The sequence below is a fragment of the Pseudomonas protegens genome, from assembly GCF_003363755.1.
Taxonomy (GTDB): domain Bacteria; phylum Pseudomonadota; class Gammaproteobacteria; order Pseudomonadales; family Pseudomonadaceae; genus Aquipseudomonas; species Aquipseudomonas danubii.
In genome coordinates this window covers 5971564-5991332 of sequence record NZ_CP031396.1, presented here as the reverse complement: position 1 = coordinate 5991332, position 19769 = coordinate 5971564, and the positions used below count along the sequence as shown (strand labels likewise).

Annotated in this window: 18 protein-coding genes; 12 read left to right on the top strand and 6 right to left on the bottom strand. The window is 64.2% G+C overall.

The window, feature by feature from the left end; genetic code table 11:
• Nucleotides 1-69: 69 nt before the first annotated feature.
• The 3 genes from yddG to DWF74_RS27135 all read left to right on the top strand — a co-directional run bounded on the left by yddG (nucleotide 70) and on the right by DWF74_RS27135 (nucleotide 3561).
• On the top strand, nucleotides 70-984 hold the full coding sequence (gene yddG / locus DWF74_RS27145; RefSeq protein WP_115582081.1) for an aromatic amino acid exporter YddG: 915 nt from the start codon (nucleotides 70-72) through the stop codon (nucleotides 982-984).
• Nucleotides 985-1171: 187 nt separating this feature from the next.
• On the top strand, nucleotides 1172-2815 hold the full coding sequence (locus DWF74_RS27140; protein WP_240321970.1) for a B12-binding domain-containing radical SAM protein: 1644 nt from the start codon (nucleotides 1172-1174) through the stop codon (nucleotides 2813-2815).
• Between the two features lie 167 nt (nucleotides 2816-2982).
• Entirely contained in the window at nucleotides 2983-3561 is a 579-nt protein-coding gene (locus tag DWF74_RS27135; RefSeq protein WP_115582079.1) for a hypothetical protein, read from the top strand.
• On the opposite strand, the gene DWF74_RS27130 is transcribed toward DWF74_RS27135, so the two are convergent.
• From DWF74_RS27130 to DWF74_RS27115, 4 genes are all read right to left on the bottom strand, one after another.
• Nucleotides 3555-3953: a hypothetical protein gene (locus DWF74_RS27130; RefSeq protein ID WP_205413467.1), complete on the bottom strand. Its 399-nt coding sequence runs from the start codon at nucleotides 3951-3953 to the stop codon at nucleotides 3555-3557. The genes DWF74_RS27135 and DWF74_RS27130 overlap by 7 nt on opposite strands.
• 123 nt (nucleotides 3954-4076) lie before the next feature.
• The gene (locus DWF74_RS27125; RefSeq protein ID WP_102864120.1) at nucleotides 4077-5189 is read right to left on the bottom strand and encodes a M14 family metallopeptidase; all 1113 of its coding nucleotides are present in this window, start codon (nucleotides 5187-5189) and stop codon (nucleotides 4077-4079) included.
• 114 nt (nucleotides 5190-5303) lie between these two features.
• Complete coding sequence (locus DWF74_RS27120; protein ID WP_102864119.1) at nucleotides 5304-6083, bottom strand: ABC transporter substrate-binding protein; 780 nt, start codon at nucleotides 6081-6083, stop codon at nucleotides 5304-5306.
• Nucleotides 6084-6356: 273 nt separating this feature from the next.
• On the bottom strand, nucleotides 6357-6791 hold the full coding sequence (locus tag DWF74_RS27115; protein WP_115582077.1) for a rhodanese-like domain-containing protein: 435 nt from the start codon (nucleotides 6789-6791) through the stop codon (nucleotides 6357-6359).
• A gap of 103 nt (nucleotides 6792-6894) precedes the next feature.
• Between DWF74_RS27115 and ftrA the strand changes: the two genes are divergently transcribed.
• Nucleotides 6895-7863: a transcriptional regulator FtrA gene (ftrA, locus tag DWF74_RS27110; RefSeq protein WP_115582076.1), complete on the top strand. Its 969-nt coding sequence runs from the start codon at nucleotides 6895-6897 to the stop codon at nucleotides 7861-7863.
• Between the two features lie 60 nt (nucleotides 7864-7923).
• Here ftrA and cobF read toward each other — a convergent pair whose 3' ends face one another.
• Entirely contained in the window at nucleotides 7924-8685 is a 762-nt protein-coding gene (gene cobF, locus DWF74_RS27105; RefSeq protein ID WP_115582075.1) for a precorrin-6A synthase (deacetylating), read from the bottom strand.
• A gap of 87 nt (nucleotides 8686-8772) precedes the next feature.
• Nucleotides 8773-9336, bottom strand: a complete 564-nt coding sequence (locus DWF74_RS27100) for a histidine phosphatase family protein (RefSeq protein WP_115582074.1) — start codon at nucleotides 9334-9336, stop codon at nucleotides 8773-8775.
• Between the two features lie 212 nt (nucleotides 9337-9548).
• Here DWF74_RS27100 and DWF74_RS27095 point away from each other — a divergent pair, with 212 nt between their 5' ends.
• From DWF74_RS27095 to DWF74_RS27055, 8 genes are all read left to right on the top strand, one after another.
• Nucleotides 9549-11546 carry a bifunctional diguanylate cyclase/phosphodiesterase gene (locus DWF74_RS27095; RefSeq protein WP_115582073.1) on the top strand — a complete coding sequence of 666 codons (1998 nt, stop codon included), beginning with the start codon at nucleotides 9549-9551 and terminating at the stop codon, nucleotides 11544-11546.
• A gap of 757 nt (nucleotides 11547-12303) precedes the next feature.
• On the top strand, nucleotides 12304-13158 hold the full coding sequence (locus DWF74_RS27085) for a MurR/RpiR family transcriptional regulator (RefSeq protein WP_102861851.1): 855 nt from the start codon (nucleotides 12304-12306) through the stop codon (nucleotides 13156-13158).
• A gap of 2 nt (nucleotides 13159-13160) precedes the next feature.
• A complete protein-coding gene (locus DWF74_RS27080) occupies nucleotides 13161-13805 on the top strand; it encodes an isochorismatase family cysteine hydrolase (protein WP_102861852.1) in 645 nt (214 codons plus the stop codon).
• On the top strand, nucleotides 13802-15157 hold the full coding sequence (locus tag DWF74_RS27075; protein ID WP_115582071.1) for a glutamine synthetase family protein: 1356 nt from the start codon (nucleotides 13802-13804) through the stop codon (nucleotides 15155-15157). The genes DWF74_RS27080 and DWF74_RS27075 overlap by 4 nt, the downstream gene beginning before the upstream one ends.
• Entirely contained in the window at nucleotides 15141-15893 is a 753-nt protein-coding gene (locus tag DWF74_RS27070; RefSeq protein ID WP_115582070.1) for an N-formylglutamate amidohydrolase, read from the top strand. Before DWF74_RS27075 ends, DWF74_RS27070 begins: the two co-directional genes overlap by 17 nt.
• Nucleotides 15894-16077: 184 nt before the next feature.
• Nucleotides 16078-17427, top strand: a complete 1350-nt coding sequence (locus DWF74_RS27065) for an APC family permease (RefSeq protein ID WP_102861855.1) — start codon at nucleotides 16078-16080, stop codon at nucleotides 17425-17427.
• A gap of 174 nt (nucleotides 17428-17601) precedes the next feature.
• Nucleotides 17602-18618: an arginine N-succinyltransferase gene (locus DWF74_RS27060; protein ID WP_115582069.1), complete on the top strand. Its 1017-nt coding sequence runs from the start codon at nucleotides 17602-17604 to the stop codon at nucleotides 18616-18618.
• Between the two features lie 49 nt (nucleotides 18619-18667).
• Nucleotides 18668-19741, top strand: coding sequence for an arginine N-succinyltransferase (locus tag DWF74_RS27055; protein WP_102861857.1), 1074 nt, complete (start codon nucleotides 18668-18670; stop codon nucleotides 19739-19741).
• Nucleotides 19742-19769: the final 28 nt, after the last annotated feature.

Here is a 19769-nt window from a genome sequence, read left to right as displayed (position 1 = left end):
CACAGGCCAATACCCGACCGACCGTCCTTCCTATCATCCCCGCTTCGAAACGCTCATCGGGCGGGACCCATGACACAAGCAACGACGTCTACCAAAACGCTCACCCCCCCAAGATCTGCCGCCTCGGCAACCGCCATTGGGGTGATTGCCGTGTTTCTGTGGTCCTGCCTGGCCTTGCTCACCACTCTGACGTCAGGCATCCCGCCTTTTGAGTTGCTGGCGCTGAGCTTTGCCGTAGCCTTTCTGGCCAGCCTGGTCATTCTCGGGCTGCGAGGCGCAGCGGGCTTTCAAGGCTGGCGTCAGCCATGGAAGGTGTGGGCCACAGGCTTTCTGGGAATCTTCGGCTATCACGCGCTGTATTTCTTCGCCCTCAAGGCCGCGCCCCCGGCCGAGGCCAGCCTGATTGCCTACCTCTGGCCCCTGCTGATCGTCTTGCTGGCCGGTGTCAGTGGCGGCCAGCGACTGCGCCCGCGACAACTGCTGGGAGCACTCCTGGGGCTCGCCGGTACGGCGTTCATCATGCAGCAACGCTCACAGTCCGGCGTGGCCAGCATGCCGATCGCTGGCTATGCGGCTGCCTTGCTCTGTGCCTTGGTCTGGTCGGGTTACTCGGTGATCAATCGACGCTTCAGCAACGTTCCCAGCAGCATCATCGGGGCAATCTGCGGCCTGGTGGCCGTGGCCGGAGCGCTTTGTCACCTGGCGTTCGAAACCACGGTTCAGCCTGACTACGGGCAATGGGCGGCGATCATCGGCCTCGGGCTGGGCCCGGTTGGCCTGGCGTTCTTTGCATGGGATCACGCGACCAAACACGGCAACCTGGCGAGTCTCGGCGCGCTTTCCTATCTCGCCCCACTGTTTTCCACCCTGTTGCTGATCCTGGTCGGCCAAACCCACGCCAACCCGATCCTGCTCATACCGGCGCTACTCATCATCGCTGGAGCGGTGATCGCTACCTCACGTCGACGCACCTCCGGCGCCTGATTCTCTGTACCAACAAGGAACTCAAAAAATGCATCTGATTGCCTCCCAAGGGGCTGAGAGGCTCGATCGTACCGGCCCGTTTTTTTCGGTAGCCCCCACCAGAGCGACCCTGCAGCATCTGGGGCTCCCCTCCCGAACGACCAGCCATAGCGCCACACGCCGCCGCTCCCATGGCGAAGCCCCAAGAGTGCTGCTATTCGTTCCGCCCTACACGCGCCTGGTCGAACCGGCACCGAAGGACAGCGCATTCACCCAAATCGGCATCGATACCTTTGAAGTGATGAAGCGTGCAGGTACTCCCATCGGCCTGCTGCGCATCGCTACAGTGGCCAGGCGCGCCGGTTACGACGTACAGATCGTCGACGCCCCCTTCGCTGGCTGGGAACAGGAATCCCCCCTGGTGCAAGTCGATCAGGGACACCTGCTGCGCTACGGCCTGAGCGATGCGCAGATGCGCACCATCATCGAGACGGCACAACCCGATATCGTCGGCATCCAGTGCAACTACACCGTGCAATGGGGCAACGCTCGGGCGCTGGCGGATCTGATCAAGTCCATTGATCCCAACCTGGTACTGGTGACAGGCGGCGCGCACTCCAGCGGCGATTGGCAGAACGCGCTGCTGGACTCCGCATTTGATTTTGTCCTGATCAATGAAGCAGACCGGGCCTTCACCCTGTTGCTTGACGCCTTAAGCCATGACGGCGGCGACATTCATGCAGTTCCGGGGGTCGCCTATCGTGGCCAGCAGGGACAACTGGTTCGCCCGTCGCGCAAATCCAGCTACTTGAGCATTGTCCCTGGCCGCCAGGGTCTGGAGGAGCGTCTTGGGGTCATGCCCTTGCCCGACTTCAGTTTCCTGGATATGAACCACTATCTGCAGCCCTATCACTCCTCCGGCGCTCGGGTGCACAAACACGGCGCCTGGGCACAGATTTTCTCCACCATTGGCTGCAATGTGAACTGCAACTTCTGCTACATACCCAAGATCAACGGCCCATGGCGTGCCCTGGGGTTGGATTGGTTCGACCTGCACTTGGCGGACCTGGTCAGTCAGGGCGTGAGCGAGGTACTGATCGAGGACGACCACCTGATGCACGATCCGCTGTATGCCATGGAAGTGGGACGCCTGCTGAAAAAACACAACCTGCCCTGGGTCGAAGAAGGTGGTCTGAGCCTGTTCAATCTGGTGCTGCTACACAAAGGAGAGCGCTTCCTCGCTGAGCTGGATGATCAGGAACTGAAAAGTCCGCAATACCGCAACGTCATCGCCGCGATCAAGGGCGGACTGACAGCCCGGCAGTTCATTCGCTCGATTGCCGAAAACGGCTGCTACAACATCTACCTCGCCGTGGAGAGTGCCAACGAGGAAAGCCTGATCAACTCCAACAAGTCGCGCTTCAACGCGATTCAGCAAGCCACCTTTGAAATCATCGAGATATTCACCGCGCACGGCATCCAAGTCACTGGCGGTTTCATGTTGGGCTTTGTCAATCCGCCCGCCACTCCGGGCGCCAAACCGTTTATCGAAAGCCTGGAATTGATAGAAAGAACCACCGACTACGCGGTCAGCCTAATGGGTGCGGGAATGGCCTACGCCAATCCGTTTATCGTGACGCCCATTCCTGGCACTGAAATGTGGGAGTACCAGCAGCAGTATGTGGTGCGTCACTACGACAATGGCTGGTCCCATGAGAAGGCCACGATGGCAACCGAGTTGTGGAGCGCTGAGGACATCGAAAAGGCCAGGCTGGAACTTCTAGTCCGTGCCAATGGCGCAGATCGAGTCAAAGAGATGGTTCGGCGCGGCACTTGGCCGGTCAATACGTAACCAGCTCCCCGAGAAGTAGAAACCCGATTGCCACTGTTCGGTGTCTTGTAGACCTCAAGAACCGAAACAGCTTGTGGTCATTGATCCACCACGAAAAATCCTTCTGGAGCCTTCTGTAACGACCGTGGGATGATGCGCACCCCTGATCCCATGCCCGGAGATTGTGCATGTCATCCTTCGCTAGAAAAGCCCTGGTCCTGGTGTTCGCCGCAGTGGCGGGCTTCGGTGCGCTGAACGCGGTTGCCGCCGACAAGTCCGCGGCCAAAGCGGCGCCGGGAGAAAAAGTCTCGATGCTCGACGGCAAGCTGTCCTTCACCCTGCCCAAGGGCTTCAGTGCCTCGGCCCTGCCGGCCGGCAGCGAGGCCGACGGCACCGCGGGCGCCAGCGGCACTCTGTATTCCAACGCCACCACCCGCACCGTGGTGATCGCCGCGCAGAACAGCATTCCCAATGCGGCTCAGGTCAAGGACAACGACAGCGCCTTTCTCGATGCCGCGGTCAGCGGGTTCCTGTCGCAACAGGCCGCAGCGCTGCCGGACTTCAGCAAGCAGAGTGAAAAGAGCATGACCCTCAAGGGCCTCGGTGTGCGGCAGATCGACAGCACCGCGACCCAGGGCGGCGGCCAGACCCTGAACTCGACCCTGATCGCCGGCTCCGGCACCCGCATGGCGGTGATCCAGGTGATTTCCCGGGCCGCCGACAAGGCCGGCCATGCGGCGCTGATGAAGCACATCCTCGGTCAGTAGACCCGCTTCGACTCAGGGGGTGAGCCCAGCCCCCTCCAGGCCAAAGGCAGCAGCACCAGCACCGCCAGCCCGAACCCCGCCTGGGACAGGTAGAAGGTTTCCAGCCACTGGCTGTGGGCCGCCACATAGAAACTGTTGTGCACGACATCCAGCACGATGATCGCCAAGGTCAGCACCAACCCCCAGCGCGGGCGCACCCACAGCAGCAACGCCGCCAGCGGATCAAAAAAGGTCAGGGCGCCCCAGAAGGCCCGGCTGGCCAGGGGCGTGTCGACGCCATAGCCATAGTCCCAGAGCAACCCATGGTCCAGGGCGGCGCGCAGGTGATTGAAGCTGGCTGCCAGCAGGCACAGGGTGAACAGCAGGCGGATAGACACGGACACTCGGGACATGGACACATCTACTGTATGAGCCGGCTTGCCGGCGAAGGGCGCGATGGCGGATCGAGGGCCGACGCAGCCGAGCGTTCCCTGGCAACCCAGTTGCTGCGCCTCGTCAGCGTCGCCCCTGGCGGTTCAGTCGTTGATCAGCTTGCCGGCGCGAATCGCCTCGCGGCCGGCCACCTTGGCCAGCCAGATGCCCGGCTGGGTGTAGCGCCCGCGGTCCAGGGCAAAGAGCACGCCGCTGGTGCCGGCACGCACGGTGCTGACCCTGTCGTTCAAGGGGTCCACCACTTCGAACAGGGCATCGCCGCGCTCCACCCACTCGCCGGCATCGCGCAGAAAACTGACCACTCCGGGGTGCGGTGCGAACAGGTATTGGGTGCCTTCGAAAGGCATGCCTTCACAGCAGTGATCCGGTGCAGCGGGCCACTGGCCACTGATCAGGCCCTGCTCGGCCAGAAAGCCGAGGATGGCCTCGCAGTTGGCTCGCGCCTGCTCGACCCGGGTATCGCCCATGCTGCCCAGCTCCAGGGTGGTGGCCAGGTTGGCCGGGGGAATCGCCGCCTGGGGAAAGTCCCGGGCCAGGCGCAGCCAGGGTGAGGAGCAGGATTCGTCGAAAGAGCTGCCGCCGGAGTCCTCGCAAAGCAACGCCACCCCAGCCTTCAGACGCGCCGCCAGGGACTGCCACCGCGGCCAGTGCTGGGGCAAGGCATAGAGGTGGATCGCCGCTTCGAAATCGCAATGCAGGTCGAGGGTGATATCGGCGTCGCAGGCATGGCGCAGCAGCAATCGGTGCAGGGCTTGCAGCTGCGAGTCCGGAGCCGGCAGCTCATCCAGCACCTGGACCATGGTGCGGCGGATCAAGGCGATATTGACGGCGGCATCAGTGCCCAGTTGCTTGCCGATCAAGTCGCCCACCGGACCACTGAGCTCGACGAAGGCACGGTTGAAGTTCTTGCCGCTGCCCAGTTCGAAACGCCCCAGGTGACTGCCCTGAACCTGCTGGTCGAGGCCGATGGGGTTGGCCACCGGCACCAGTTCGATCACAGCCTGCAAACGCCCCTGGCGCTCCAGTTCCGTCAGGCGCTGCTTCAGCTCCCAGGCGGTGCGCATGCCCGGCAGCTCATCGGCGTGCAGGCTGGCCTGGATGTACACCTTGCGGCCACCGCTGCCGAAGCGAAACACGCTGAGCTGGCGCGCAGTGCCCAGGTGGCCCCAGGGCAAGGAATGGTCGATGCGTTGCATAGTGGCTCCAGGGATCAAAAAAGGCGTGGCGCAGAATAAAACAGCGGCGCACAAAAAAGGTGGCGACCGGATCACGGGCGCCACCTTTTTTACCCAAGCTTTGCAGCCTGCGGCTTACTCGCCGTAGACATCAAAGTCGAAGTACTTGTCCTGCACTTGCTTGTACTTGCCGTTGGCGCGGATCTCGGTAATGGCCGTGTTGAATTTCTCTGCCAGCTCCTTGTCGCCCTTGCGCACGGCAATGCCGGCACCGCCACCGAAGTACTTCGGATCGTTGTACTCGGGACCGACGAAGGCAAAGCCCTTGCCGGCGTCGGTTTTCAGGAAACCGTCGTCGAGGTTGACCGAGTCCGCCAGCAGCGCGTCGACACGACCGGACACCATGTCCAGGTTGGCTTCCTGCTGGGAACCGTAGCGCACCAGGTCGATGCCGGCCGGCACCAGCACTTCAGTGGCGAAACGGTCATGAGTACTGGCGCGCAGTACGCCGACTTTCTTGCCCTTGAGCTCGGTCAGCGGGTCCTTGACCGTGGTGCCGGCCTTCATCACGAAGCGCGCCGGGGTGTGGTAGTACTTGATGGTGAAATCGACGTTCTTCTTGCGATCGTCGGTGATGGTCATGGACGACAGGATGGCGTCGATCTTCTTCACCTTCAGCGCCGGGATCAGGCCGTCGAACTCCTGCTCGACCCAGGTGCACTTGACCTTCATCTGCTCACACAGGGCATCGCCCAGGTCCACGTCGAAACCGGTGAGCTTGCCGTCGGGCGTCTTCATCGAGAACGGTGGGTAGCCGGCTTCGATACCGATACGGATCGGCTTGGCTTCATCGGCCGAAGCGGTCAGGGAAAACAGCGACAGTGCCAAAGCACCAAACAGCGCAAACTTATTCATTTATAACTCCAGGAGGCGGAGACTTTTATTGGCTGGTTTCGATTATGGGCAAATCGAAGTGGCCAGCAGTCTAGAGCGGCTCCCGGGAAGCAAATTGTGTTTATGCGACAAATACTTATAAAAAACACGCTACCGCGATTCTGCGCCCTCCCCCTCGCCCCGGCGTGGTGCATTTGACCCTGAACCACCCGACGTTCGCCTCAGAACGGACCATTTTTACCGACACATCCTGCGCTAGCCGCAGCCTGGGGCCGCCGCCAGCGCAGTGGCCCCTCAGCAGGCGCAGGACAGATCCGGCCCCTCGCTGCGCGGTTGCCCGGCGCTGAGCTCGAAGCCCTCATCGAGCCAGCCGGTGACCCCACCGATCATCTCCTTGACCGGGTATTCCAGGGCCGCCAGCTTGACCGCCGCCTTGTTCGCACCGTTGCAGTGAGGACCGGCGCAATACACCACGAACAGGGTGTCGCGGGGATAACCGGCCAGCTGTTCGAGGGTGAGCAAGTGCCCGGGCAGGTTGATCGCCCCGGGGACATGGCCGCGGGCAAAGGCCTCGGGGCCCCGCACATCCACCAGGACAAAATCCACTTCACCGGCCTCCTGGCTGCTGTAGACGTCGGAGCAGTCGGTTTCAAAGGTCAGGCGGTTGCAAAAATGCATCAGGGCAATGGCCGAAGGGGCGGCGGCAATGCTGCGGACCAGGCTGGTCATGGGCGTCTCCAGAACGTGGCGATTAAGGTGGGAAGAACTTTATCGGCCCTGCCCCACCGCGTTAAAGTGGCGCTCCGGACACCCACTGGTAACTTTCCGCCAAATGCACAATCCTCCCGGCTTGGTCGCGATCCTGGCTTACGACGGCCTTTGCACCTTCGAATTCGGCATCGCCGTGGAAATCTTCGGCCTGGCCCGGCCGGAGTTCGACTTTCCCTGGTATGAGCACTGCATCGTCGCCGTGGACCCGGGGCCGATGCGTGCCGCGGGCGGTATCCGGATACTGGCCGATGGCGGCCTGGAACTGCTGGAGCAGGCCCGGACCATCATCATTCCCGGCTGGCGCAGCCGCGACCAGGCGCCGCCGCCCGAGCTGATGGAAGCCCTGCGCCGGGCCTACCACCGCGGCGCGCGGCTGCTGTCGATCTGCTCGGGGGTGTTCGCTCTGGCGGCCAGCGGCCTGCTCAACGGCCTGGGCGCCACCACCCACTGGCGCTACACCCAAGAGCTGGCCGAGCGCTTCCCGGACATCTGGGTGGACCCGGATGTGCTCTACGTGGACGCCGGCCAACTGATCACGTCTGCCGGCAGCGCCGCCGGGATCGATGCCTGCCTGCACCTGGTGGCCCGGGACTTTGGCACTCGGGTGGCCAACAGCGTGGCCCGACGCCTGGTGATGTCGCCCCAGCGGACCGGCGGCCAGGCCCAGTTCATTCCGGCTCCGGTCAGCCGCACCCCGCGCAGCGACCTGTCGCAGGTCATGCAATGGGCTCGGGAGCGCCTGCATGAGCCGCTGACGGTGAGCGATCTGGCGGCCCGAGCGCTGATGAGCGAACGCACCTTCCTGCGACGTTTCAGCGCCGCCACCGGCGCCACGCCCAAGGCCTGGCTGCAACATGAGCGACTGGCCCGGGCCCGGGAACTGCTGGAAAGCGGCAGCCAGACCACGGAAAGCATCGCCCTGCATTGCGGTTATCGTTCGGTGGAAAGTTTTCGCGTGGCCTTTCGCAGCCTGGTGGGCCTGCCGCCCTCGGCCTACCGCGAACGCTTCGGCCAAAAATCCCCCTCGTAGGAGCTGGCTTGCCGGCGAAGAACACCACGCTTATCCGGTGGCGTCCATTCCGGCCAGTGTCTAAGGCTCCGGTTTGCGCAGAAGGTAGGTATCCATGATCCAGCCATGCGCCTCGCGCGCTTGGCGACGGACCCGCTGGATGTCGTCGGCGACCTCGTCCAGGCGCCCGGCAATGAGGATTTCGTCCGCCGTGCCCAGGTAGGCGCCCCAATAGATGTCCAGGTCCTGATTGCGCAGCTGGCGGTAGGAGTCCTCGGCATCGAGCATCACCACCCGGCTGTCGGCATCACCGACCTGTCCCGCCGCCAGACGCCGCCCGGTGGTGATTTCCACTGAACGGCCAATACGGTTCAACGCCACCTTGTGTTGCGCCGCCAGGGCCTGGACGCTGGTGATGCCGGGGATCACCTGATACTCGAACTGCGCCGCACCACTGGCCAGGATCTGCTGCAGGATGCGCAGGGTGCTGTCATACAGCGACGGGTCGCCCCAGGCCAGGAAGGCACCGGTCTGGCCCTCTGCCAGTTCCTCGTTGATCAGCCGCTCGAAGACCTGCTGCTTGTCCTGGTTCAGGGCCTGGACGCTGGCCTGGTAGTCCACATCGCCGCGCTGGCGTTCCGGGGTCTGGGCTTCGACGAAGCGATAAGGACGCTCGGTGAGATAACGCTGGCACAGCTCGCGCCGCAGATCGATCAGCGAGTCCTTGCTCGGCCCCTTGTCCATCAGGAACACCACGTCACTGCGGTTCAGCGCCTTGATCGCCTGAATGGTGATGAAATCGGGATTGCCGGCGCCGATGCCGATGATCAGGAGGGTTTTCATGGGGATCCGGTTCTCGCTGCTGTGCCAGGGGGCAAGTATGGGCGGCTTTGGCGCCCGGAGAAATGCCCCGAACGCCGGGCACAGCTCTCAGTCACGGCCATCCAGGCGCAGGCGCCAGCGACCGGCATGGCTGAGATCGATCCGCGACAGGGGCTCGATATCCATCAGGTTGAAACTGCCCAGGGGCGCCTGCAGCAACTGCAGCAGCACCGCACGCATGACAAAGGGATGGGTCACTGCCAACCAGTGTCCCGGACGCTGGGCCATCTGCTCCAGCCACTGCGCCACGCGCCGGCACAACCCGGCGACCGACTCGCCTCCCGGCGGAGCGCTGTGAGGGTCATCCAGCCAGGCCTGCAAGGCTTGCGGCTGCTGGCGTTGCAGATCGCCGATCCCCACCCCCTGCCAGGCGCCGAAGCCATAGTCACGCAGGGCTTCCTGCACTTGCGGCGCTGCGCTGAACAGCGCCGCCGTCTGACAGGTTCGCCGCTCCGGCCCGCACAGCACCTGCGGGTGGTGCCTGAACTGCGCAGCCCGGCTCAGGGCCTGGGCCTGCCAATCCATCTCCACGGCTTCGTCCAGGGGAAAGCGCCCCAGCTTCTGAGCGGCGGTACGGGCGTGGCAGATCAGCGTCAAACGGGTGGCCGGCAAGGGGTTATCTCGACAAAGGAACATCAGGGCTGAGGCCGGTTTTTAGCACGACCACGGGGCTATTTCCCAGCAGGGGACAGGTTGAAAATTCCTCAGAAACTCAAGAAAAGCCTGATAACCAAACAAGAAATGGCTTATAGGCAACCCAAACAGTACGCCTTTATTCTCCGCGAAGTTCCCACACTTCGACTCGAATCAGGTACCTCGACACCATGCACAGCGGTATGTGGGAGCTCCTGTCTCTCGACCTTGCGCTCAACGCCTCGCTCCAACCCATCGTCCTGCTGCAATACGTTGCCCTGGTAGGGATCTTCAGCATCCTGCTGATGCTGCGTCAGGACGCCCAGCGCCTGATCAAGTCGAAAAAGATCCTGCTGGGTTTGATCCTGGGCACCAGCAACGCCGCCTTGATCGCCCTCGCCTCCGGGTTCATGCAGACCCCGGTGAAGATTTTCCTGAGCAACGACATGCTGTTTCTCGCCGGTTTGCTGGGAGGCTGGTGGGGCGGCATGACCTGCCTGGTCCTGGTGGCACTGGCTCGTTACTGGATTGCCGGCGCCGCGCAGTTCGAAGAGGCGCTGTTCAGTTTTAGCCTGGTGGCCCTGGGGGGCATGCTGCTCCATCGCTGGTTCGAAACCCGCGACCTGAGCGCCCTGAGCCTGAAGGACATGCTGCTGGTGATCCTGATGCGACTCGGCGCGACCATCGTCCCGATGCAGATCATCGACTGGATGGGCACGGTCAGCTCCAGCATCACCGCGCAACTGCTGTCCTTGCGACTGAGCTCGACCCTGCTCTCCCTGCCCATGATCATCCTGATATTCGCCATGCTGCGCCGCGAAGCGCGCTACCAGTTGGCCCAGCAAAGCCTGCTGCAACAGGCCCTGACCGATCCGACCACCCAACTGCCCAATCGCCGTGCCCTGCGCGACCACCTCGACCAGATGCTGGAGCAAAACAAAGAGCGGCGCATCCCCCACACCCTGATCGTGATCAAAATCAGCAACCTCAAGGACCTGGTCGCCATCCACGGCCATGACTGGACCGACCAGTTGCTGATCTCCCTGGCGCAAGAATTCAGCAGCGGCGCCTCCAGCCATGCCCTGCAAGCCAGCGCCGCCCACCGCGCCTTCATGTTCTCGGACCTGAGCCTGGCACTGGTGGTGCCTTACCGCTCCATCCAGCAGGTCGAAGAATCGGCGCTGCTCGCCACCCTGCAGATGACCTTGCAGGCCGGTTTGCCCAGCGACGGCAGCCTGTCGCCCAAGCTGCAGTTCTGCGTGATCGATGCCTGCGCCGGAGACAGCGCCAACGTCACCTTGCGCAACATCAGCCTGGCCCTGCAGGACAACAGACAGCCGGTGCGGTACCTGCACCAGTCGCTGATCGAACAGGCGCAAAACAACGAACGCATCCGCCAGCAACTGCTGGAGTGGGTGCGATCGAACACCCCGCCGCTGTATTACCAGCCCAAGTTCTGCCTGAGCCAACGCACGATCATCGGCGCCGAAGCCCTGCTGCGGGCCCAGGACGACCAGGGCGCGGCGATTTCCCCCTTGCTGATCCTGGAAGTGATCCGCCACCACGACCTGCAGCAAGCCTTCGAATGGGCGACCATCGAAGCGGTGATCCGCGACGCCCGGTACTACATCGATGCCGGACTCCAAGGACCGCTGGCGGTGAACGTCTCGTCCTCGACCCTGAGCGATGCCAACTTTGCCGTCCTGCTGATCCAGCGCCTCAAGGAAGCCGGGCTTCCCGGCGCTCGCCTGACCCTGGAACTGACCGAGCGCACCCTGCTGCAAGACACCCAGCAAGTGGCGCACAACATGCTTCTGCTCAAGGATCACGGCGTGGGATTGTCCCTGGACGATTTCGGCACCGGCTACTCGGCCCTGAGCATCCTGGCCAAGTATCCTTTCAGCGAAGTGAAGATCGACCACTCGATGATTTCCCTGCTGCACTATGAACGGATGCGCACCGCGGTCTCCATCGCCCAGGAAAGCGCGCGCCTGTACCAGGCGACACTGACGGCCGAAGGGGTCGAAACCCAGGAGCAGATCGACATTCTCCAGAGCATTGGCATCCGCTGCGCCCAGGGCTACATCTTCTCCCCGGCAGTCCCCCTGGCCGAACTGATCGAACTGGATAGCGACGGGCCAAAGAAAGCGCCCCTCGATCAACCAGTGGGCAGCGTGGGCAAAGCCTGAGCGCCTTGATCGAACGCCTTTCGCCCAGCGCCTCATTGCCCACCTTGTTGAACCATTCCGTCAGGGCACGAGCCGGCTTGCCGGCGAAGAGGCCCGCAAGACCTGCAGCGCCCGGGCGGACGCCTTCGCTAGCAAGCCAGCTCCTACGGAGGCCCAACCACCGCAGCTCCCTGTAGGAGCCGGCTTGCCGGCGAAGAAGCCCGCAAGACCTGCAGCGCCCGGGCGGACGCCTTCGCTGGCAAGCCAGCTCCTACACGGAGGCAATACACACCGCTCCAGCTTCAGGCCGGCCGCAAGGCCGCCGTCTGGCTCTTGATCTTGATCTGAACGCCCCGTTAACCACGATGGCCGAACGCAGGCATTGATCCGTGGGTAACCCGGCAGGGATGCCGGGTTAGCCGCCACCCGGCCATGGATGGCCGGTGGCGGCGGCCCACGGATCAATGCCGGAGTTCGGGCATGCCGAGCCTAGGCGAGGCACCGAGTGGAGGGGCAAGAGCCTTTGGTTACTTTGGGCTCTTTCCAAAGTGACTCGCCGTAAGGGCGAAACCGCCAACCGCCCCACCCGCAGCAACGGATATGTCCCCCCGCCTCCACTCCACTCCACTCCGCCACGCCCCGCCTCCACCCCGCCCCGCCCCATTTCAGAGCATTTCACCACCAACGCAAATTTCACTAGACATGTAACGTCCATTACATAAATATCATTTAGCCATTTTATGAAACAAAAACGACACTCAGCTTCCAAGGCACCCCGATGCCCTCTCTCCGAGACCTGATCACCGACCCCGCCCTCGACCTGACGCCTTCAGAGCGCAAAGTCGTGCGCGCCCTGCTCGACCACTACCCGCGCAACGGATTGGGGCCAATGTCACGCCTGGCAGAACACGCCGGGGTCAGCGACCCGACCATCGTGCGCTTGGTGAAGAAACTCGGCTTCAGCGGCTACGGGGAATTCCAGGAAGCCCTGCTCAGCGACATGGACGACCGCCTGCGCTCCCCTAGCACCCTGCTGCGCCCACGCTCACAAGTGGCCCAGGGCGATACCTGGAGCCGCTACCTGGCGGACAGCCAGCGCGCCCTGCACGACACCCAGTCCCTGACCCAGCCCGAAGACATCCGCGTACTCATGGACTGGCTGCTGGACAGCCGTCATCAGCTGTACTGCTTTGGCGGACGCTTCAGCAGCTTCCTCGCCCACTACCTGCTCAACCACCTGCGGCTGATGCGCCCCGGCTGTTTCTTTCTTGAAGACAACGCGCAACTGCCGGACCGCCTGTTCGATCTGCAGCGCCAGGATGTGGTGCTGCTGTTCGACTACCGCCGCTATCAGTCCCAGGCCCTGCGGGTGGCCAGCGCAGCCAAGGCGCGCAACGCCCGGGTGGTGCTGTTCACCGATATCTATGCCTCGCCGCTGCGGGAGCTGGCGGACCTGATCATCAGTGCCCCGGTGGAGTCCCTGTCGCCATTCGACACCCTGGTGCCGGCGCTGGCCCAGGTCGAGGCGCTGATCGCCTGCCTGACCCCGCGCAGCGCCGATCTTGATCAACGCCTGGAGGGCATCGACGCCCTGCGGGCGCAATTTGATACCCATGTGCTGGAGGAGAAATAAGGATGTTCAGCCTGCCCCACCGTTCGCCCCGGGACTTGCCCTTCGTCGTCGATCACACGGCCCTGCTGCTGGTGGACATGCAGCGCGCCTGGCTCGAACCGCAGTTCGACCCGCACCTGCAAGGCCCCGAGGGCGAGGCCTTTCTCAAGCGTGCCCGGGAGCAGGTGATCCCCAACCAGCAACGCCTGCTGGCCGCAGTGCGCGAAGCACGGCAGAACGTGCTGCACACCATTATCGAAAGCCTAACCGCCGACGGCCGTGACCGCTCCCTGGACCACAAGCTGTCGGACATGCACCTGCCCAAGGGCAGCCCCCAGGCAGCGATCATCGACGAGCTGGCACCGGTGGAAAACGAGATCGTCCTGCCCAAGACCTCTTCCGGGGTGTTCAACTCCACCAACATCGACTACGTGCTGCGCAACCTGGAAACCCGGCACCTGATCGTCGCCGGGATCGTCACCGACCAGTGCGTGGACATGGCCGTGCGTGACGCCGCCGACCGCGGCTACCTGGTGACCCTGGTCGAGGACGCCTGCGCCACCTATAGCGATACTCGGCACCAGGCCTGCCTGAATGCGATCAAGGGCTACTGCTGGATCACCGATACCCAGACCGTGCTCGGCCGCCTGCGGGAGATCCGCGGATGAGCCGCGGCCAGGGCATCGAGGCCCTGACGCCACTGGCCATGACCAGCATCGTCACCACCGATTTGATCGGCGTCACCCGGGGCCGCTCCTTTCCCAGCGACGAGCTGGAGCGCTACCGGGTCGGCGGCTGTGGCTGGGTGCCGGCCAACAGCGCCCTGACGCCCCAGGACCTGATCGCCGAGGACAACCCCTGGGGCGCCTATGGCGACCTGCGGCTAATACCCGACCTGGACAGCCGGGTCACTGTCGGCGCCGGTCCGGATGCCACGGCCGCGCCCCTGGACTTCATTCACGCCGATATCTGCCAGACCGATGGCCAGCCCTGGGCCGCCTGCCCGCGCACCCTGCTGCGCAAGGAGGTCGAGCGCTACCGTGAGCTGGGCATCCAGATCACCGCCGCCTTCGAGCACGAATTCAACCTCGACAGCGGCGCCGCTCAGCGCGAGCACCTGGCCTTCTCCCTGGAGGCCCAGCGCCAGGGCGCGGCCTTCGGTGGCTGGCTGCTGGCGGCATTGCGGGCGGCCGCTGTCGAACCGGAAATGTTCCTCCCCGAATACGGCAAGCAGCAATACGAGATCACCTGCCGCCCGACCCAGGGCCTGGCCGCCGCCGACCGCGCGGTGAACGTGCGCGAGATCACCCGGGAGGTGGCCCGGCAGCTGGGGCAACGGGTCAGCTTCGCCCCCAAGACCGCGGCGGACGCCGTGTGCAACGGGGTGCACCTGCACCTGAGCCTGCAAGACCTGGACGGCACGCCACTGCTCTACGATCCCCAGGCGGTCCGCGGCGACGACCTGTCACGGCTGGGCCAGCACTGGGCCGCCGGGGTGCTCAAGCACCTGCCGGCACTGTGCGCCTTCACCGCGCCGACGCCGCTGTCCTATGAACGCCTGCAACCCCATCACTGGAGCGCCTCCTACGCCTGCCTGGGCCTGCGCAACCGCGAAGCCTCGCTGCGCATCTGCCCCACCGTGGACATCGGCGGCAAGCCCTTGGCGCCGCAGTACAACCTGGAATTCCGCGCCCTGGATGCCACCGCCTCGCCACACCTGGCCATGGCCGTGATCCTGATCGCCGGACGCCTGGGCCTTGAACAGAAGCTGCCGCTCAACGCAATGACCGACAAGGTCCCCGATGAGCTGAGCACCGAACAGCGCCTGGCCAGCGGCATCGTCCCCCTGCCCAGTACCCTGACCCAGGCCCTGGAATGCCTGCGCAGCAACACGGAATTGCTGCAGACCCTGCCGCCGGAGCTGCTGAGCACCTATTTCGCCGTCAAACAAAAGGAAGTGTCCCTGACCGAGCACCTGACCGCTGCCGATCTCTGTGAGCACTATGGACACCTGTACTAAATCCGCCGAGCACGGTTTCTATACCGAGCCGGCCTATCGCCTGTTCCGCGAAGACTCCACGCATCCGCTGATCCTGGTGTGCGAGCACGCCAGCCACTACATTCCACCGGCCCTGCACGACCTGGGCCTGGACAAGGTGGCGGCCCGCGAGCATATCGCCTGGGACCCGGGCGCCCTGGAACTGGCCCAGAGCCTGTCCCAGGCCCTGGGCGCGACCCTGATCGCGGCCAACTATTCGCGCCTGCTGATCGACCTCAACCGGCCGCGGCATGCCCCCGACAGCATCCCGCTGCAAAGCGAGATCTATCAGGTGCCGGGCAACCAGCACCTGGACGAGGCCACCCGCGAGTACCGCCGCCAGCAGCTGTTCACGCCGTTCCACCAGCGTCTGCAGCGGATCATCGACCGGCGCCTGGCCGAGGGGCGCGAGGTACGAGTGGTGGGGATTCACAGCTTCACCCCGGTGTACTACAGCCAGCCACGCGCGCTGGAAGTCGGCGTGCTGTATGGCAGCGCCACCGCCTACGCCGCGCGAATACTGGAAGGTTTGTGGACCCTGCCGATAAAGGTGGCGGGCAACCAGCCTTATGAAATCGACCCCTTGAGCGACATGACCGTGCCGGTGCACGGTGATGCCCGGGGCCTGGAGTCGGTACTGATCGAGGTGCGCAACGACCTGTTGCGCAGCCCTGAAGCGGTGCAGCACTGGAGCGACTGTCTGGCGCCACTGCTGTAACGGATGTTGAAAGACGCTTGAACGCAACAAAGGCTGTTTGCAGGACAGGAACAACAACAAGAAAAACCGCTGTGGTGTGTCTTTAACCCTGCCAGGTTCAAACACAGACCGGCGCGCGAGGCGTCAATGACGACCCTCGCCGCCGGATGCGCCCACTTACATTGGCTACAAGGAGAACTGCTTCATGGAGATTGAAGAATTCGGCTACAAACAGGAACTCAAGCGCGGGCTGAGCCTGCGCGACCTGGTGGTCTACGGGATGATTTTCATGATCCCCATCGCCCCGTTCGGGGTCTACGGCTACGTCAACCAGGAAGCCCCGGGCATGGTGCCCCTGGCCTACATCATCGGCATGGTGGCGATGGTCTTCACCGCCCTGAGCTACGGCGCCATGGCCCGCGCCTTCCCCATCGCCGGCTCGGTCTACTCCTATGCCCAGCGCGGCCTCAATCCCCATGTCGGGTTTCTCGCCGGCTGGCTGATGCTCCTGGACTACCTGCTGATCCCGCCGCTGCTCTACGTCTACGCGGCCATGGCCCTCAACCACCTGTACCCGGAAGTGCCCAAGGTCGGCTTCATCCTGGCGTTCCTGGTCAGCGCCACCTTCGTCAACCTGCGGGGCATCACCTTCACTGCGCGGATGAACATCCTGTTCCTGCTGGCGCAACTGGTGGTCCTGGGGATCTTCCTGTTCTACGCCTGGAACGCCCTGCACGGCGGCACCGGCAACGGCCAACTGACCCTGGCGCCGCTGTACAGCCCGGAAAACTTCCACTTCGGCATGCTGATGCAGGGCGTCTCGATTGCGGTGCTGTCGTTCCTGGGCTTTGACGCCATCTCGACGCTCGCCGAAGAGGTCAAGGGCGATCCCGGCCGCAGCGTCGGTCGCGCCGCCCTGATCACCCTGGTGGTGATGGGGGCGATCTTCGTGGTGCAGACCTGGATCGCCACGGACCTGGCCGCCGGCATGGGCTTCAAGTCCGCCGACACCGCCTTCTACGAGATCGCCGAACTGGCCGCCGGCAGTTGGCTGGCGACCCTCACCGGGGTGGCCACGGCGCTGGCCTGGGGCGTGGCGGTGGCCATCACCTCGCAAGCCGCGGTGTCGCGCCTGCTGTTCGGCATGGCCCGGGACGGCAAGCTGCCCAAGGTGCTGGCCAAGGTCCACCCGAAACACAACACCCCGCACATCAGCATCTACCTGGTGGCGGTACTGTCGCTGCTGATCTGCTACCTGTTCATCAACTCGGTGGACACCCTGACCTCACTGGTCAACTTCGGCGCCCTGAGCGGCTTCATGCTGCTGCACATCACCGTGATCAATTTCTACTGGCGCCGGCAGAAGTCCGGCCAGGTGATCCGCCACCTGATCTGCCCGGTGATCGGCTTCGTGATCGTCAGCGCCATCATGTACAACATGGGCGTGGATGCGCAGAAGCTCGGCGCCATCTGGATAGCCGCCGGGCTGGTCTACCTGTTCCTGCTGAACAAGCTGGGCAGCGGTGCCGCCCTGCCCGATCCGCTCAAACCCTAAGTGAATTACCTGCGGCGCCGGATGGCGTCGCGCTTCCCCCCGAGGCAGCCGCCAAGAGCCGCCCGGGGACAGGCCGGCGGATCCCGCGGCCGTGGAACTGCGTGGTAACCGACAGTGATGTCTGGCCCATGTTCGCCCCCCGGGGCGAGCGGCCCTTGATACAGGAGTGCACCCATGCTGGCTTTGCGTCCCGTGGCGTTATTCGATCTGCCCCAACTGCTGCGCCTGGCCCGCCAACGCCTGCTGGGCGTAACGTCCCTGGTGGATGACGAAACCTACCTGCGGGAAAGGATCCTCGACTCCCTGGCGTCCTTTGCCAAGACCGAGGCCAGCCAGGGCCCGGAGAACTACTTTCTGGTGCTCGAGGACCCGGACAGCGGCCTGCTCCACGGCTGTTCCGACATTCTTGCCACGGCGGGCTTTGCCGCGCCGTTCTACAGCCTGCGCAACCGGCCCTTCATCAGCAGCTCCCGGGAGCTGAACATCGAACACGGGGTGCCGACCCTGTCCCTGTGCCAGGACCTCAGCGAACAGACCCTGCTGCGCAGCTTCCACGTGGACCCGGCGTTGTCGGGCACGCCCCTGGCGCAACTGACGTCCCGGGCGCGGTTGCTGTTCATGGCCGCTCACCCCCAGCGCTTTGCCGAGAGCACCATCAGCGAGATCGTCGGCTACAGCAACGCCGCCGGCGAGTCGCCGTTCTGGGAGGCGGTGGGCCAGCACTTCTTCGACCTGCCCTACATCGAGGCCGAACGCCTGTGCGCCCTTCAGGGCCGGGGCTTTCTGGCCGAACTCATGCCCCAGTACCCGCTGTACATCCCGATGCTGCCGCCGTCGGCCCAGGACTGCATCGGACGGATTCACCCCGATGCGCGGGAGGCCTGCGACATCCTGATCGACGAGGGCTTCGCGCCTACCCAGTATGTGGACCTGTTCGATGCCGGGCCGACCCTGCAGGCGCGCAATAACCAGCTACGCTCGATCGTTCAGAGCCGGGTCGCGACCAGCTACCTCAGCCCCCAGAGTGGCCAGGGTCGCCACTGGTTGCTGAGCAATGACCGACTGCAGGGATTTCGCGCCATTGTCGCGCCTCTGGATGAAGCCCCGGGCGATGTGGTCGGGCTCGACCCGTCGATGCTCCAGGCCCTGCAAGTGACACCGGGCGAACCGGTACGGGGAATCGCGTTATGAGTGGCCCGCCGCTTCTGCGCTGCCCGGGACTGTTGCAAGGAGTGCACCGATGATCGTCCGTCCGATCCGCGTCACCGATCTGCCCGGCGTGCTGGCTTTGCTGGAGGGCAGCTGTCGCGAGTTGAACAACCTCTCCACCGACCCCGAGCGCCTGGCCCATCGCTTGCGCTGGGCCCAGCGCACCTTCGCCAGCCGGGTGGAACGGGCCGATGCCGACTACCTGTTCGTGCTGGAGGACGACGACCAGCAAATCATCGGCATCTGCGGCCTGAGCGGCGCCATCGGCCTGCGCGAGCCTTGCTACAACTACCGGGTCGGCATCACCCGTGGCAGAGCCCCGGGGCTGGGTATCGACAAAGAGATCCCGACCCTGTTCCTGTGCAACGAGATGACCGGGCAATCCCAGCTGTGTTCGCTGTTCCTGCGCCGCGACCAGCGCCAGGGCTACACCGGCCGCCTGCTGTCCACTGCACGCTTGCTGTTCGTCGCCGAGCACCCGACGCTGTTCGGCGACAAGCTGGTGGCCGAATTGCGTGGCCAACTCGACAGCCAGGGCTGCTCGCCGTTCTGGGACAGCCTGGGCCGACACTTTTTCAAGATGGACTTCCAGCAGGCCAATCGCCTGTCCAGCCATGGCAGCAAATCCTTCATCGCCGAACTGATGCCGCGCCAGCCGCTGTACACCTGCCTGCTCAGCCCACAGGCCCAGGCGGCCATCGGCCAGGCCCACCAGAGCACCGAGCAGGCGGTGAACATCCTGCGCGACGAAGGCTTCAGCCATCAGGGCTGCATCGATATCTTCGACGGCGGGCCACTGATCGAGGCCGAAGTGGCGAAGATCCGCAGCGTGCGCGAAAGCCAGACCCTGCCTTTGCTGGTGGGCCGCCCGGACGAACAGGCGCCGGTGTGGCTGATTCACAACCGCCGCCTGGAAAACTGCCGCATCACCGCCGCCCCCGGGCGCCTGGTTTCAGGCTGCCTGCTGGTGGACCGCCTGACCGCCAAGCGCCTGCAACTGCAGCCAGGGGACTCGGTACGCGCCGTGCCACTGTTGGCCTGCCCGGCGCGGCCTCAGGGCCAGTCCGGGATCGCCCTCGCGCCGGACGCCGCCCTGCCCCTGTAGCCACGAGATTGACGAACGCCGGGGCGAA